15 protein-coding genes are annotated in these 14372 nt (G+C 41.7%); 10 read left to right on the top strand and 5 right to left on the bottom strand.

Features of this window, described 5'->3' with window-relative positions; translation table 11 throughout:
* Positions 1 to 110: 110 nt before the first annotated feature.
* Positions 111 to 1427: an adenosylhomocysteinase gene (gene ahcY / locus FMM05_RS04340; RefSeq protein WP_143372110.1), complete on the bottom strand. Its 1317-nt coding sequence runs from the start codon at positions 1425 to 1427 to the stop codon at positions 111 to 113.
* 82 nt (positions 1428 to 1509) lie between these two features.
* Between ahcY and FMM05_RS04335 the strand changes: the two genes are divergently transcribed.
* Genes FMM05_RS04335 through arfB form a run of 4 tightly spaced genes read left to right on the top strand, consistent with a single transcriptional unit; the run spans position 1510 to position 5097 of the window.
* On the top strand, positions 1510 to 2148 hold the full coding sequence (locus FMM05_RS04335) for a 4'-phosphopantetheinyl transferase family protein (RefSeq protein ID WP_143372109.1): 639 nt from the start codon (positions 1510 to 1512) through the stop codon (positions 2146 to 2148).
* A gap of 12 nt (positions 2149 to 2160) precedes the next feature.
* Entirely contained in the window at positions 2161 to 2805 is a 645-nt protein-coding gene (gene pnuC / locus FMM05_RS04330) for a nicotinamide riboside transporter PnuC (protein WP_143372108.1), read from the top strand.
* A complete protein-coding gene (locus tag FMM05_RS04325; RefSeq protein WP_143372107.1) occupies positions 2766 to 4673 on the top strand; it encodes a DUF4301 family protein in 1908 nt (635 codons plus the stop codon). The genes pnuC and FMM05_RS04325 overlap by 40 nt, the downstream gene beginning before the upstream one ends.
* A gap of 22 nt (positions 4674 to 4695) precedes the next feature.
* Positions 4696 to 5097: an alternative ribosome rescue aminoacyl-tRNA hydrolase ArfB gene (arfB, locus tag FMM05_RS04320; RefSeq protein ID WP_143372106.1), complete on the top strand. Its 402-nt coding sequence runs from the start codon at positions 4696 to 4698 to the stop codon at positions 5095 to 5097.
* Positions 5098 to 5255: 158 nt separating this feature from the next.
* On the opposite strand, the gene FMM05_RS04315 is transcribed toward arfB, so the two are convergent.
* Complete coding sequence (locus FMM05_RS04315; RefSeq protein WP_143372105.1) at positions 5256 to 6200, bottom strand: NPP1 family protein; 945 nt, start codon at positions 6198 to 6200, stop codon at positions 5256 to 5258.
* Positions 6201 to 6629: 429 nt separating this feature from the next.
* Here FMM05_RS04315 and FMM05_RS04310 point away from each other — a divergent pair, with 429 nt between their 5' ends.
* A complete protein-coding gene (locus tag FMM05_RS04310; protein ID WP_143372104.1) occupies positions 6630 to 8843 on the top strand; it encodes a TonB-dependent receptor in 2214 nt (737 codons plus the stop codon).
* A gap of 39 nt (positions 8844 to 8882) precedes the next feature.
* Here FMM05_RS04310 and FMM05_RS04305 read toward each other — a convergent pair whose 3' ends face one another.
* Together FMM05_RS04305 and FMM05_RS04300 are read right to left on the bottom strand one after the other, a co-directional pair.
* Complete coding sequence (locus tag FMM05_RS04305; protein ID WP_143372103.1) at positions 8883 to 9359, bottom strand: SRPBCC family protein; 477 nt, start codon at positions 9357 to 9359, stop codon at positions 8883 to 8885.
* A 1-nt stretch (position 9360) separates the two neighbouring features.
* Positions 9361 to 9789: a Rieske (2Fe-2S) protein gene (locus FMM05_RS04300; RefSeq protein WP_143372102.1), complete on the bottom strand. Its 429-nt coding sequence runs from the start codon at positions 9787 to 9789 to the stop codon at positions 9361 to 9363.
* 161 nt (positions 9790 to 9950) lie between these two features.
* Here FMM05_RS04300 and greA point away from each other — a divergent pair, with 161 nt between their 5' ends.
* The 3 genes from greA to FMM05_RS04285 all read left to right on the top strand — a co-directional run bounded on the left by greA (position 9951) and on the right by FMM05_RS04285 (position 11321).
* A complete protein-coding gene (gene greA, locus FMM05_RS04295) occupies positions 9951 to 10427 on the top strand; it encodes a transcription elongation factor GreA (RefSeq protein ID WP_026989966.1) in 477 nt (158 codons plus the stop codon).
* A gap of 16 nt (positions 10428 to 10443) precedes the next feature.
* Positions 10444 to 10833 carry an HIT family protein gene (locus FMM05_RS04290; RefSeq protein WP_143372101.1) on the top strand — a complete coding sequence of 130 codons (390 nt, stop codon included), beginning with the start codon at positions 10444 to 10446 and terminating at the stop codon, positions 10831 to 10833.
* Positions 10834 to 10904: 71 nt separating this feature from the next.
* Positions 10905 to 11321 (top strand): hypothetical protein, encoded by a 417-nt coding sequence (locus FMM05_RS04285; RefSeq protein WP_143372100.1) that lies wholly within the window; start codon positions 10905 to 10907, stop codon positions 11319 to 11321.
* Positions 11322 to 11372: 51 nt separating this feature from the next.
* Here FMM05_RS04285 and FMM05_RS04280 read toward each other — a convergent pair whose 3' ends face one another.
* Positions 11373 to 12530 carry a sensor histidine kinase gene (locus tag FMM05_RS04280; protein ID WP_143372099.1) on the bottom strand — a complete coding sequence of 386 codons (1158 nt, stop codon included), beginning with the start codon at positions 12528 to 12530 and terminating at the stop codon, positions 11373 to 11375.
* 145 nt (positions 12531 to 12675) lie between these two features.
* On the opposite strand from FMM05_RS04280, the gene FMM05_RS04275 reads away from it, so the two are divergent.
* Both FMM05_RS04275 and FMM05_RS04270 read left to right on the top strand, forming a co-directional pair.
* Positions 12676 to 13557 carry a flavin reductase family protein gene (locus FMM05_RS04275; RefSeq protein ID WP_143372098.1) on the top strand — a complete coding sequence of 294 codons (882 nt, stop codon included), beginning with the start codon at positions 12676 to 12678 and terminating at the stop codon, positions 13555 to 13557.
* 53 nt (positions 13558 to 13610) lie between these two features.
* Positions 13611 to 14066: a DUF3127 domain-containing protein gene (locus FMM05_RS04270; RefSeq protein WP_143372097.1), complete on the top strand. Its 456-nt coding sequence runs from the start codon at positions 13611 to 13613 to the stop codon at positions 14064 to 14066.
* Positions 14067 to 14372 lie beyond the last annotated feature (306 nt).

Raw genomic sequence — 14372 nt, 5'->3', positions numbered from 1 at the left:
CGTACTATTTTCGACTCAAAAAGGCCATTTCAAAATCCAAAAGTGAAATATTAAGCACTTTTTGAAGCTTTTTCACTCTTAATTCTGAATTCTTTACTCGGAAATTAATCTTAGTAACGGTAATATTCCGGTTTGTACGGACCTTCAACCGCTACACCAATATAAGCAGCCTGCTCGTTGTTAAGTGTCTCAAGTTCAACACCTAACTTAGCAAGGTGAAGAGAAGCCACTTTTTCGTCAAGATGTTTAGGCAGCATGTACACTTCGTTGTTGTATTTATCGCTGTTATTCCATAGCTCTAATTGCGCAAGTGTCTGATTTGTAAAGGAGTTACTCATTACAAAGCTTGGGTGGCCCGTAGCACAGCCAAGGTTAACAAGGCGGCCTTCGGCAAGGATAAGGATATCTTTACCTGCAATGGTATACTTATCAACCTGTGGTTTGATCTCAATTTTAGAGGCACCGTGGTTTTTGTTTAACCAAGCCATATCTATCTCATTATCAAAGTGTCCGATGTTACAAACAACCGTTTTATCTTTCATTTGCTCAAAGTGGCGGCCCACAACAATGTCTTTATTACCGGTAGTGGTAATAATGATATCGGCTGTAGCTATCACAGTATCAAGCTTTTTCACTTCAAAACCGTCCATTGCAGCCTGTAGGGCACAAATAGGGTCGATTTCGGTAACTGTAACTATAGATCCTGCACCCCTAAATGAAGCAGCAGTACCTTTACCTACGTCGCCATAACCGCACACAATCACGCGTTTACCGGCAAGCATAAGGTCGGTAGCACGGCGAACCGCATCTACAGCGCTCTCTTTACAGCCGTATTTATTATCAAATTTAGATTTAGTAACCGAGTCGTTAACGTTGATGGCCGGCATAAGCAGCGTACCATTCTTCATCCTTTCATACAGGCGGTGAACACCCGTAGTGGTTTCTTCGCTAAGTCCTTTAATTTCAGCAACAAGCTCCGGGAAACGGTCAAAAACCATGTTGGTAAGGTCGCCACCATCATCAAGGATCATGTTAAGCGGTTTGCGGTCTTCGCCAAAGAAAAGCGTTTGCTCAATACACCAGTCAAACTCCTCTTCGTTAAGGCCTTTCCATGCATAAACCTGTATGCCGGCAGCAGCAATGGCAGCAGCAGCGTGGTCCTGAGTAGAGAATATATTACAAGAGCTCCAGGTAACCTCTGCGCCAAGGGCAACAAGGGTTTCTATAAGCACCGCAGTTTGTATGGTCATGTGCAGGCAGCCTGCAATGCGCGCACCTTTAAGAGGTTGCTGTGCGCCATACTCTTCCCTAAGTGCCATTAGGCCAGGCATTTCTGCTTCGGCAAGCCCTATTTCTTTTCGTCCCCATTCCGCAAGCGAAATATCTTTAACCTTATAAGCCACAAATGGCGTAGTTGTAGTACTCATGAATATTGTATATTTGTATTAGCCAAAATTTTTGCAAATTTAATGAATTGGTTTTTAAAGAACGCCCTTTTTACTATAATAAATGCCTTTATATAAATCTGTTACTATAAATGATACCACCCGTTTGCTTGTCTGGAAAAACACCGAAAGCATGGAGGAGCTGTCTCAGGCTGTGAGGCTTAAGGATGTTTGTGTGCATAAGATGGATAAGATGAAAAGCGAGGCACACCGCAAGGCCTTCCTTGGCGTGCGCATGCTTATGCAGGAAATAGGCTATACCGATTACGACCTTTTTTACACGCCCGACGGCAAGCCCCACCTTAAGGACGGCAACACCATATCTATAACGCATTCGTATGCATTTTCGGCTATAATTGTAAGTAGTGGCGAGAGTGGTATTGATATGGAAATGCAGCGTGAAAAGGTTATTACCATAGCAGAGAAGTTCATGGAACCTGAGTTTGCCTACCTGGACCCCACACACTTAGATACCTACATGAAAAAGCTTATTGTTATTTGGGGAGTTAAAGAGGCGGTTTATAAAATGCTGTCGCGTAAAGGATTAAGCTTTAAGCAGCATATTGAGGTCTTTCCGTTTGAATTAGCCAATGCACAAGGCATAGCCCAAGTTAAATTTGAAGACATACATGCCCAATACCCCTTTTATTTTGAAGAAATAGAAGAATTTACCCTTGTATACTGCCTGGGTAAGAACAATTAGTAACTGCACCTAATGCACGACATTTACAACTACTTAATTACTACTTTATTTAGCCAGTACAGCACATATACCACCATACAAAAAATTCTTGAGGCTACCGCGGTTGTTTTGGGTATTATAAGTGTTATCTATTCTAAAAAGAACAGCATACTCCTTTATCCTACAGGATTGGCAAGTACCATTATTTATATATACCTCTTGGTGCAATGGCAGCTTTATGGCGATTTACTTATTAATTTGTATTATTTTTATATGAGTATTTATGGCTGGATTTTGTGGAGAAGATACAGAAATGTTAAAGAATCCTTAAAAATAACAAAAATTTCGCATTTAGATTACAAAATATGCGCAATTATCTTCATTGTTTCTATTATATTTGTGTCGTGTATTTACATAGGGTTTAACATGCTTGTTCATTGGTGGGCTTATGCAGATACAATAATGACAGGACTGCTTTTTGTAGGAACTTACCTTCTTGCAAAGAGAAAGCTCGAAAATTGGCTGTTTTTAATAGCCGGGGATATAATAGCCATTCCGCTTTTTTACCTAAAGGGCTATACGCTTACCAGTATTTTAAATGTATTTTTAACTGTAATTGCCATTTACGGCTACATAGCATGGAAGACAATTTTACACGACAAAAAACTGCAACATTAAATATCACTATTTATGCAGAATTTGACAGCAAGCACACTGCGGGCCTGTTAAACAAGGAACCTTTTGCCGAAGAAAAAAACAACCGCCGCCTTAACTTTAAAGCTAAAGACATTGGTTTGGTAAGTATGCCAAAACAATCGGATATGGCTATTGTTATTGCTCCCGAAGAAAATAAAGAGGCTAATATACTTGCCGAAAAACTACGCGTTAACAGCAACCCGCGCCTGCGCATTATTGATGGGTATGACAACGTGTTTGAAAAAGTATCATCTATTATAGAAGAGCTTGAAAAGGCTTTTGAAATGGGCCTTACCATAACCGATTTTATACAGATATACAAAAGAAATATTAGCCAGGAAAAGATTGGCAGCCAGCTTTCTATATTTAAAAATGGTATAGATAAAATTACGCTGGAGCGCCCTGCAACACCGGGCGATGGTATCTTTATGCTTACCAAAGAAATGGCCGAAGATTGTGCCAGCTATTTTGACACTAAGAAAGAGAGCTATAAGCTTAAAAAGTTTGTGCCTGCATCTGGCGCAGCTACAAGGATGTTTAAGTTTTTACACGACTTTATATCCGACTATGATCCTAAAAAAGAGACTATTAACGGATATATAAACCGTAAAAAAGATAATTCGCTACAGGTGTTTTTACTGGGCCTTGAAAAATTCCCTTTTTATAAAGAGATCGCTGCCGTATCAGAAAAGCACGTTGTATACCCAACGGCTGATGATGAAAACGTAAGGGAAGATGCGCGTAACTACAGCTTTATCAAGACAATGATGTCTGAAGAGTTTTTTGATTATGCTAACAAACCAAAAGGTATTTTGCCTTTTCATTGCTATGGCAACCTTACGGCAACGCCTGTATATGAGCATTTAAGGGAAAGTGTGGCATACGCCAGCTCTCAGGGGCAAACGCACGTGCATTTTACCATATCCGAAAATCACCTTAACGGATTCCTGGACTCTATAAATGAGGTTAGGAGCCTTGTGGAGGAAGAGTCGGGTATTAAGATAAGTTTTAACTTTACCTACCAGCATAAGGAAACAGATACCCTTGCGGTAGATATGGACAACAAGCCATTTAGGGACGAAAAAGGCAACCTGCTCTTTAGGCCGGGAGGCCACGGCGCTCTTATTGAGAACCTTAACCGCCTTGATGCAGATATTGTGTTTGTTAAGAACATAGATAACGTAAGGCATACCAAGATGGAAACCATAGCCCTTTATAAAAAGGCGCTTGGCGGCATGCTGGTAGACCTTCAGGGTAAGATTTTTAACTACCTGAGGCATATTGAAAACCGCGACCTTAGCGAGGATGAGCTGGACGAAATTGTAGAGTTTGCTGCTAACAAGCTTTCGCTTGATATTTCGCCTGATTTTGATAAGTTTACGCTTGAAAATAAATTTTTATACGTTAAGGAGTCTTTAGATAGGCCCATCCGCGTATGCGGTATGGTTAAGAACGAGGGCGAGCCCGGTGGTGGTCCGTTCTGGGTTAAAGGTAAAAGGGGCAGGGTATCGCTGCAAATTGTAGAGAGCTCGCAAATAGACCTTGATAACAAGATACAAAGCCATATATTCTCGCAATCTACCCATTTTAACCCGGTAGACCTTGTGTGCGGGCTTAAAGATTACAAAGGCAATAAGTTTGACCTAACACAGTATATTGATCCTAATACGGGTTTTATTGTATACAAGAACAGGATGGGTAAAGATGTAAAATCATACGAGCTTCCGGGCTTATGGAACGGTGCTATGGCTGGTTGGATAACCGTATTTGCAGAGGTGCCGCTTAAAACCTTTAACCCGGTTAAAACGGTTAACGACCTGCTTAAGGCAGCGCACCAAAAACCGGTATAATATTTAGAAGAACAAAGAAGTTGTGGACAGGGAAAAGATAATTACAGAGCTGGTTTATAAGGCAGTACGGAGTAGTGGTGCAGGAGGGCAAAATGTAAATAAGGTATCCAGTAAGGTAGTGCTTAGTTTTAACCTGTTGCAATCGCAGTCGTTATCCGATGAAGAGAAACTGCTTATAGAAACAAAGCTTGCCAGCCGCCTTACCGATGATAAGGTACTGATTTTGCAGTGTGACGAAGACCGTAGCCAGATACGCAATAAAGATATTGTTACCAGGCGCTTTTTACAGGTTTTAGAGGGTGCCCTTAAGGTAGATAAACCAAGGGTGCCTACAAAAATACCACGGTCGGTTATCAAGAAAAGGATAGAGGGCAAACGCCGCCAGGCTGATAAGAAACAATCGCGCCGCCGTCCGGATTTTTAGGAGAAGACAGTCAGATAATAGATTTGAGATAATAGACAAACCCCACCAAATAATTGGCGGGGTTTGTGCTTTAATAATCGTTTGTATTTGATGAGTGAAAAAGCCATCCCCCCACGGGGACAGCCAGTTTCAAAAAAATATAAAGATGGATTAAGCCATTAGTTAATGGTGCCTATAATGGTGCCTACAGCAAAGTCAGAACCACTACAGCCGTTAGTGCCAAAGGTATCACTGCCGTTGCAGGCTGCAAAGTTCCAGTACTGGCGGTCGCGGTGTAGCGGGCCTTTACCTGTAGTGCCCCAGCCACCGTTAAAGTTAAATTCAGTTTTATCGCACGTCATGCGTACAAGGTTGTTCCATGTGCTTGCCTCGTCGGTGGCATCGGCCGGGTTGCGGTAATCGCCAAAATAAGTACAGGCATAGCCAATAAAGCTAATAGTGTTGCTGTTGTTGTACATACCGTGTGCATATTTGCCCACAAATGCCACAACCCTTGTGCCTGCGGCTTTATTACGCCAGTCTATAGTATACCAGCCACCATGCTGGTAATACGTAACCGTAACGATCCTCTGCGTTGATTTTTTAAACTGTATAACAATGTGCTCCCAATCGTAATCATGGCCACCTTGCCCGGCAGAACAAGGCTCCTGTTTTTTATAGGTAAACCAGTAGTCTATAAATACTTTATCCGCATCAGTTGGGTGCTGCTGCACATCATAATAGGTAGGGAAATTAAGGCTGGTAGGGGCGGTGCTGTTAGTAAGCTGTAATTGTCCGTTGCAAACAATACTGCCCGGGTTAGTACTTGCCCATATATCTTCTACCGATGTTGGGTAATCAGGCGCAGCGCGGTCAAACTTAACAAGCGGCGCAAAAGTTGTGGCCCATGTTGCCGACTCTGTCGTTGTAATCTTAGCAGTGCTTTCGGTACAACCGCAGCTTAAAAAAGCGTTAGTGTTTACCGTGGCGGCTAATCTCAGGCCGTTAGCTGTAGTATCAGGCATTATCTCGTCGGTTTCCTCGATTTCGTTTATAGATGGCGCAGAGCATGAAAATAGCATCACACCGGCCAGGGCCAGCATTGCAAGCATAGTATTTTTCATTGGATGAAGTTTAATTAATTGATAAAAATTGATTGTTGTTTGTGAAAAAGCTTTTGGATCGCGACCATTACAAAGAACATTATTATAGGTTAACTGGCTATTTACAACGTGTTTTTAAATTATTATCAGATGGTTAAGTGCTTGATAATTAATTTAATTGTTAAATAATAAAGCTGGTTTTTAAATATCATACGGGTTTCTCAGTTCTTGATACTTTTGTCTCAATACTTTTACTACATTTGCGCCGTCTCAAAGGGGTGCCCTAAACAATCGGGCTGAGATCATACCCAAAGAACCTGGGCGGGTAATGCCGCCAAGGGAAATTAAAAGGCCAAACAAGCGGAGTGCACGCCGTAACATTTTGCCAAACATATTTTTTAACTAACAACAAGAATAATTGCCCCTTTTATTCGTAAATCATTTTTACGGATGAAAACTTTATTCAATTCTAAGGAAGTCGCAAAGTTGCAAAGATGCAAAGTTGCAAAGCCTTTGCTTTCATTATCACTATCTTTTATTGGAGTTGCAGCATTTGCTCAGCAGCCTGCAGCGCAGGACACTACCAAGCTTGATGAAGTTTTGGTACAGGCTGTGCGTGTAAACAGCAAAACACCGGTTACGTTTAGTAACATCAGCAAAGAAGAGCTTGCGCCCCGAAACCTGGGCCAGGATATCCCGGTTTTGCTAAATTACCTGCCATCAGTAGTAACCACAACAGATGCCGGTAACGGTATAGGCTACACCAGTATGCGCGTGCGTGGGTCTGACGCTTCGCGCATTAACGTAACGCTTAACGGTATCCCGTATAACGATGCCGAGTCGCACGGTACGTTTTGGGTTAATATGGGCGATTTTGCCTCATCGGTAGAGAACATCCAGTTACAGCGCGGGGTAGGTACATCTACCAACGGTGCGGGAGCATTTGGCGCAAGCCTTAACCTGCTTACCGATGCGTTTCAAAAGAAATCGAGTGCAGAGCTTTCCAACTCTTTTGGCAGCTACAATTCCAGGAAACACACGGTAAAATTCAGCACCGGCTTAATGAACGACCATTTTGAGATTGCCGGAAGGTTATCTAACATAGAGTCAGACGGGTATATAGACAGGGCTGCATCCAGCTTAAAATCGTACTTTTTACAGGGTACCTATGTGGGTAAAACTACCTTAATTAAGGCGCTTGTTTTTGGCGGTAACGAGAAAACGTACCAGTCATGGAACGGCCTTGAAGACTTGGAGAAACTTAAAAACGACCGAACCTACAATACATCTGGCGAATATGTTGATGAAAACGGCGTAACCCGTTTTTATAACAATGAGACCGATAATTACCAGCAGGACCATTACCAGTTGCACTGGAATGAGAAGCTTACCGAGAACTGGAACACTAACCTTGCCGTACACTATACAAAAGGTAAAGGCTATTATGAAAATTACAGGGATGATGCTGATTTTGTTGACTATGGCCTTACGCCCCTTACAGTAAATGGCGAAGAGGTTAGCGCAGCCGATCTTATTACCCGCAAATGGCTGGATAACGATTTTTACGGTACTACATTTTCTACCAATTATAAAAAAGACGAACTTAGTGTTACAGTAGGCGGTGCTTGGAACAAGTATGAAGGGGGGCACTATGGAGAGGTTATATGGTCGCAGTTTAGCGGCAATGTGCGCCCGGGCCAGCGTTATTATAATGATGATGCCAAAAAAACCGACTTTAACGTGTTTGGTAAGATAAACTACCAGCTTACAACCGCTTTAGGAGTGTATGGCGACATGCAGTACCGCAGGGTAAATTACAGTGCCGATGGCGTGCTTGTAGACCCTGTAGATGATACCTTTGACTTTTACAATCCTAAGGCAGGTTTAACCTTTACAGTAAACGATAAAAATACCCTATACGCATCATACGCCCGCGCCAACCGTGAGCCACGCCGGGACGATTACGAGAATGGCAGTGCCAAACCCGAAACCCTTAACGATTTTGAGTTGGGCTGGAGGTTTAAAAGTGGCAGGACGCTTGTAAATATTAACGGATACTACATGCGCTACAAAGACCAGCTGGTGCTTACAGGGGCTTTAAATGATGTGGGATCGCCTATTTATACCAATAGTGGCGACAGCTACAGGCTGGGTGTAGAGCTTGATGCCACCGTATACGTCACTGATAAGCTTTTATTGCGCCCTAACGTAGCGGTAAGCAGCAACAAAAACCTTGATTTCTTTTTCCAAAGGGATGGTGTGCTGCAAAACCTGGGCAATACCAATATAGCATTTTCACCAAATGTAGTAATGGGTAATGCCATAACGGTGCTTCCTGTAAAAGGATTGCAGGCGAGTTTGCTGTCTAAATTTGTGGGCGAGCAGTACATGGGTAATATAGATAGCGATAGCTCTAAATTGGAAAGCTATTTTGTAAACGACTTTAACATCAGTTACGAAATTACCACTAATAGCTTCGTAAAATCGATAGTACTATCGGGCCTTGTAAATAACATCTTTGACTATAAATACGAGTCTAACGGCTATTTCTATACTTATGATGATGATTTTACCAATCCCGGAACCATACAAACTATAGAAGGTGCGGGTTACTACCCGCAGGCAGGCACTAACTTTTTAGTTGGGGCTACGCTTAAATTCTAATATTTTTTGAGTTTAGTTGTGTTGTATAAAAATCCTGCTTCACGGCAGGATTTTTTTGTATTTATCAGCGTCTTCGGCAAACTCTTTAATAATGCGGTTGCGTTCGGTTAAAAGCTTCTGCATGTACTTCTTAAGAAAAACAGCATCTGCAATGCGTCCCAATATCCCAAGCGGACTTTGGTAGGTAAAAACATCCGTCATTACGGTTTGCCCGTTTACTTCGGTAAAAATATGTTGGTGCTTAAAGCTTTTAAAAGCGCCGCTTACCATTTCGTCTATAAACATATTGGGGCGGTTAAATGCCGTAATTTTGGAACTAAGGTGCTGGGTAAGCCCAAGGTGCTTTGCACGCCAGGTAACGCTGTCATGAAGCTCCATAAGCCCCGATGTTTTCCCGGCAACAGCCTCCTCATTGGTATGCGCTGTAGATATCTTGTGCAGGTCTACACTTCGTGAAAGGTCAAACACCACATTTATGGGGGCGTTAATACTGTATTGCAGCCTTATAACCGGCATATTAGTTGTAAACCCGTATTGCGGTAGAACTTAAAACCTCTACCCTGTATTGTTTTAATGGGAATTCTACTTTGGTGGTGGCATCACCCGTAAAAAGGCTATACTCTACGCCATCGCAGGGGCATTTTGCCAATATGCCATTAATTTGTAAAACAGAACAATCGCTTAAGGCCTGGTTGGGGCAGCTGGCCTCAAATGCGCGGTAGCCACTACCTGTGTTCATAACAATTACGCCATTAATGCCTATGCCGTCGGTAGTAATACGCACCGGGTTTGATGTGAACTGTAAATTGCTGTATAGCGGCAGGCTCATATCTATGGGGATAGAAAAATTATAGCTGGGCAGATAGCGGTTACTGTTATTAAAATCGTCGTTGCTACAGGCTAAAAAAAGGGGTAGTGCAAGCAGGAAAAAAATATATTTTTTCATGGGTAAATTTTACTTTAATAATTATGAAACAAATTTAATTTAATTAACTTTGGCTTGTGCTATTGCACATTTAAAAAGTGATTTAACAAATAAATGCTATCTTTGCATAAAAGAAATCCCGTCGTGATGGGATTTTTTCTATTTATATAAACGATGAAGTTATGAGTACAGTATCTTACTACACTGCAGAAGGGTTAAAAAAATTAAGAGACGAGCTGGATCAGCTAAAAAGTATAGAACGACCTAAGGCAAGTGCAGCTATTGCTGAGGCCAGGGACAAAGGCGACCTTTCTGAAAATGCCGAATATGATGCCGCTAAAGAGGCGCAGGGCCTTTTAGAGCTTAAGATATCTAAAATGGAAGAAGTTGTATCTAACGCAAGGCTTATAGATGAGTCGCAGTTAGATACCTCTAAGGCGCTTGTATTAAGTACAGTTAAGATAAAAAACCAGGCCAACGGCATGGAAATGAAATATACACTTGTTGCCGAGAGCGAAGCCGACCTCAAAACGGGCAAAATATCGGTTACATCGCCAATAGGCAAAGGGCTTTTGGGTAAATCGGTAGGTGAAATCGCAGAAATTAACGTCCCTAACGGTATCCTTAAATTCGAACTGCTGGAAATTACAAGAGACTAATGTAAAGCCTTAGCTTATGAGCACTATTTTTACTAAAATAATAAACGGCGAGATACCGGCTTACAAAATTACCGAAGACGATAATTTTCTTGCTTTTTTAGACGTTAATCCTAATGCTAAAGGTCACACGTTGTGCATACCCAAACAGGAAATAAATAAACTGTTTGATATGGAGCAGCAAAATTACGTAGGCCTTATGGAGTTTGCCCGCAAAGTGGCCATTGCCTTAGAAAAAACCGTACCCTGCAAAAGGGTGGGTATGGCTGTTGTAGGACTGGAAGTGCCCCATGCACACGTACACCTTATACCGCTTAACGAAATGGACGAGATGCGCTTTGTAAATAAGGTAAAGCTTGAAAAAGAAGAATTTGAGGAACTGGCAAAAGCTATAAGCGCCAACCTTTAAGATAGTAAGCGGACGTTGTTTCCGCCTTTTTTAAACATATTTTACCCACTAACCCTAACTTATATTTTCAAATGAAACAATTACTTAAATTAAGCTTTGCACTTCTTGGCATGGCATTCATTGCAACTTCATGTGGCAGTGATGATGATGGCCCTGCGGTTAACCTGGAGCATCTTGACCATAGATGGTATCCTGTGTCTACAAAATTTGGAGGTGTAACCGTTCCTTATGACGGGCATGAAAGCTGCGGGAAAGATTACACCGAGTACCTAACAAATGGAACTGTAAAAGAAGTTGATTATTATGACTGCCAGACAGATGCTGCAACTGCTACCGGAACTTATACAGCAGCAGAGCAAACGCTTACAACAACAATAGATGGCGAAACAATAACGTATAGTATTGATAAGCTTGATGCTCAAAATTTTGAGATCACTACAACCTTTAATGGTGCTGATATTACTTATATTTTCACCAGCAACCCATAGTAACCAATTGGTTACCATAAAAAAGCGGGAAGATAAAAACTTCCCGCTTTTTTATACCCTTTTAAAACTGGCCTGCATGGTAGTGCCTTTGCCAATTTCAGAGTTTAGTACCTTTATTTTGCCTTTGTGGTATTCTTCTACAATACGCTTAGTAAGCGATAAGCCAAGGCCCCAACCGCGTTTTTTGGTAGTAAAACCGGGCTCGAACACTTTCCTGAACTGTGTTTTTGGTATCCCTTTTCCGGAGTCGGATACCTTTATCTTTACAAAGCGGTCTTTTTCTTCAATAACAACATCCAGCTTGCCTTTGCCCTTCATGGCATCAATGGCATTCTTTACAAGGTTCTCTACTGTCCAGCTATGCAACTCAGGGTTAAGCAGTACCAGTATGGCGTGATTTGGGGCCTTAAAGCTAAACTCCACCTGCTTAGAGGCACGCGAGCGCAGGTACTCAAAAGATTTTTCGGTTTCAGCAATAATATCGCGCTCTTCCAATAAGGGTTCCGATCCAATTTTACTAAAACGGTCGGCTATGGTTTGCAGTCGTAATACATCTTTCTCAACTTCGGCAATCGTGGTAGGGTCTACATCATCCACCCGCATAATTTCTATCCACCCCAGTAAAGACGATAGGGGAGTGCCTATCTGGTGTGCAGTTTCCTTAGCCATACCGGCCCAAAGCCTGTTTTGAGCCCCTGCTTTTGTGGCACGGTAAAAGTTATAAACCACGGCACTAAACAATAGTATAATGACCACCAATACAAAGGGATAGTACTTTAAAAGGTTAAGCAGCGATGAGTTACCATAGTAAATATACTGCATGTGGTTTTTAGAAATTTCCATCTTTATAGGAGCGTTTTCCCTTTTCATGCTCTCTAAAAGGTCGCGCATTTTAACGGTGTCCTTTACAATATCTTCGCTAATATTAGCTTCCTTGGCAATGCTGTCTTTACCGTTTTTTATCTCGGTTAATATAATGGGTATAGTAGTGTTGTTGCTTATAATTTCCAGCGGCAAATCCACGTCAGTATTCTCTGTTGCATTGTTTAGTGTTATTTGAGATGCTGCCCAAAGCTCCATTTTAGCACGTTCCTCTGCCTTAAAGGTTTGAAAAAGGTAGTAGGTATTCCATACAATAAGCAGTAAAATTAAAAAGGAGATAATGATAATGATCCAGCGGGTAACGGTCCTGTTATCTGAAATTTGCATACAAAAATTTTGAGGCTTAAAGATAGTAAAAGTTACGGTAGGTAAGGTGTGGGTACTAATAACGCTAAAGGCAGGTATTTATTTTATTAACAGTCCTGTTTGCAATAGGCCAAAAAAGTATCTTTGCAATCTAAATTAAAGCAGCATGCTTACTATAGATCCAAAAGAACTCACCACTCAAAAACTGCACGGCTACCTGCAAAGCTCTGTAGGACCAAGGCCCATAGCGCTTGCGAGTACTGTAGACAGGAACGGGGTGCCTAACCTATCGCCATTCAGTTTTTTTAACCTGTTTAGCAGCAACCCGCCCATACTTATATTTTCGCCCTCAAGGCGTGTGCGCGACAACACTGTAAAGCATACCCTGCTTAACGCAGAGCTTAACCGTGAGGTAGTTATAAACGTGGTTAGTTATGGCATGGTAGAGCAAACATCGCTATCAAGTACCGAATATGCCGCAGGGGTAAACGAGTTTGATAAAGCAGGCTTTACCATGATTCCCAGCGATATAGTAGCCCCATTCAGGGTTAAGGAGGCACCGGTACAGTTTGAGTGCCGCGTTAACGAGATTATTGCCATGGGTACCGAGGGTGGCGCCGGTAACCTTATACTGTGCGAAGTGCTTAAAATGCACATAGATGAGAGCATTTTAGATGAAAACGGCGCTATAGATCAGCATAAGATAGACCTCGTGTCAAGGCTTGGAGGTAACTGGTACTCAAGGTCTTCGCAAGGGCTTTTTGAGGTTGAGAAGCCGCTAACCACACTGGGCATAGGGGTTGACGCCATACCGGCTTTTGTTAAAGAGAGCCATTTTTTTGATGGTAACGATTTAGGCAAACTTGGTAACACAGAAACCTTGCCTACTGAAGAAGAAGTTAGTATATTTGTAAAAGAGAGCTTTGAGGTAAAGGGCGTGTTAAGCGCTGATGATCAGGATAAAAAACTGCAAAAAGCCAAGGAATACTTGGACGATAACCGCGTTTTTGACGCGTGGAAGGTACTGCTGGCCAAGAAGGATTTTTAAAACATTTAATAACGATAGCTACTATTTTAAGGTAGAAAAACAACAATTACATTATGGAAGTTTCAGGAAGAATTAAAATGATCGATGAGACCAAAGCTTTTGGCGCTAACGGTTTCAGGAAGAGAGAGTTGGTAGTTACTACAGACGAGCAGTACCCGCAGCACATTATGATTGAGTTTACTCAGGATAAGTGCGACCTGCTTAACAACTACCGTGTAGGTGAGCCGGTTAAAGTTTCCATAAATTTAAGGGGTAGGGAATGGGTTAACCCTCAGGGTGAAACCAAATACTTTAACTCTATACAGGGCTGGAGGATAGAAAAAGCAGCCGACGCGCCTCAACAGGGTGGTTATCAGCAGGCTCCGCAGCAGGGTTATGGCCAGGCGCCACAAGGCGGCGGCTACCAGCAGGCACCACAACAGGGTTACGGACAGGCTCCGGCAGCACGTGATGCTTTTGAACCTGCAACCAATTATAAAGAAGAAGACCACGACGATCTTCCGTTTTAATTAATTTAAGATTTAAAGATTTTAGATTTAAGAATTCAAAAATTAACCTCTAAAAGTGCTTAATATTTCACTTTTGGATTTTGAAATGCCAAATTTGAGGCTAAATTAAGTCTGTTTTTGGACCTAAAATGGTTAAAAAACCTTAATATTTCACTTTTGGATATTGAGTTGCATTTTGGATTCTTAGATTTTTTATAATATCAGATTTTTGGAAATAAGATTTGTTTTCAAGTTTGAAATTTGATTTTAAACTTTGAGATTTAGAATTTGTTTTTTGGGATTTTCTAAATTTGAAATTTGATTTTT

Source organism: Flavobacterium zepuense, assembly GCF_007097145.1.
In the GTDB taxonomy this organism is placed as follows: Bacteria; Bacteroidota; Bacteroidia; order Flavobacteriales; family Flavobacteriaceae; genus Flavobacterium; species Flavobacterium zepuense.
This window is presented reverse-complemented; position numbering and strand designations above follow the sequence as displayed.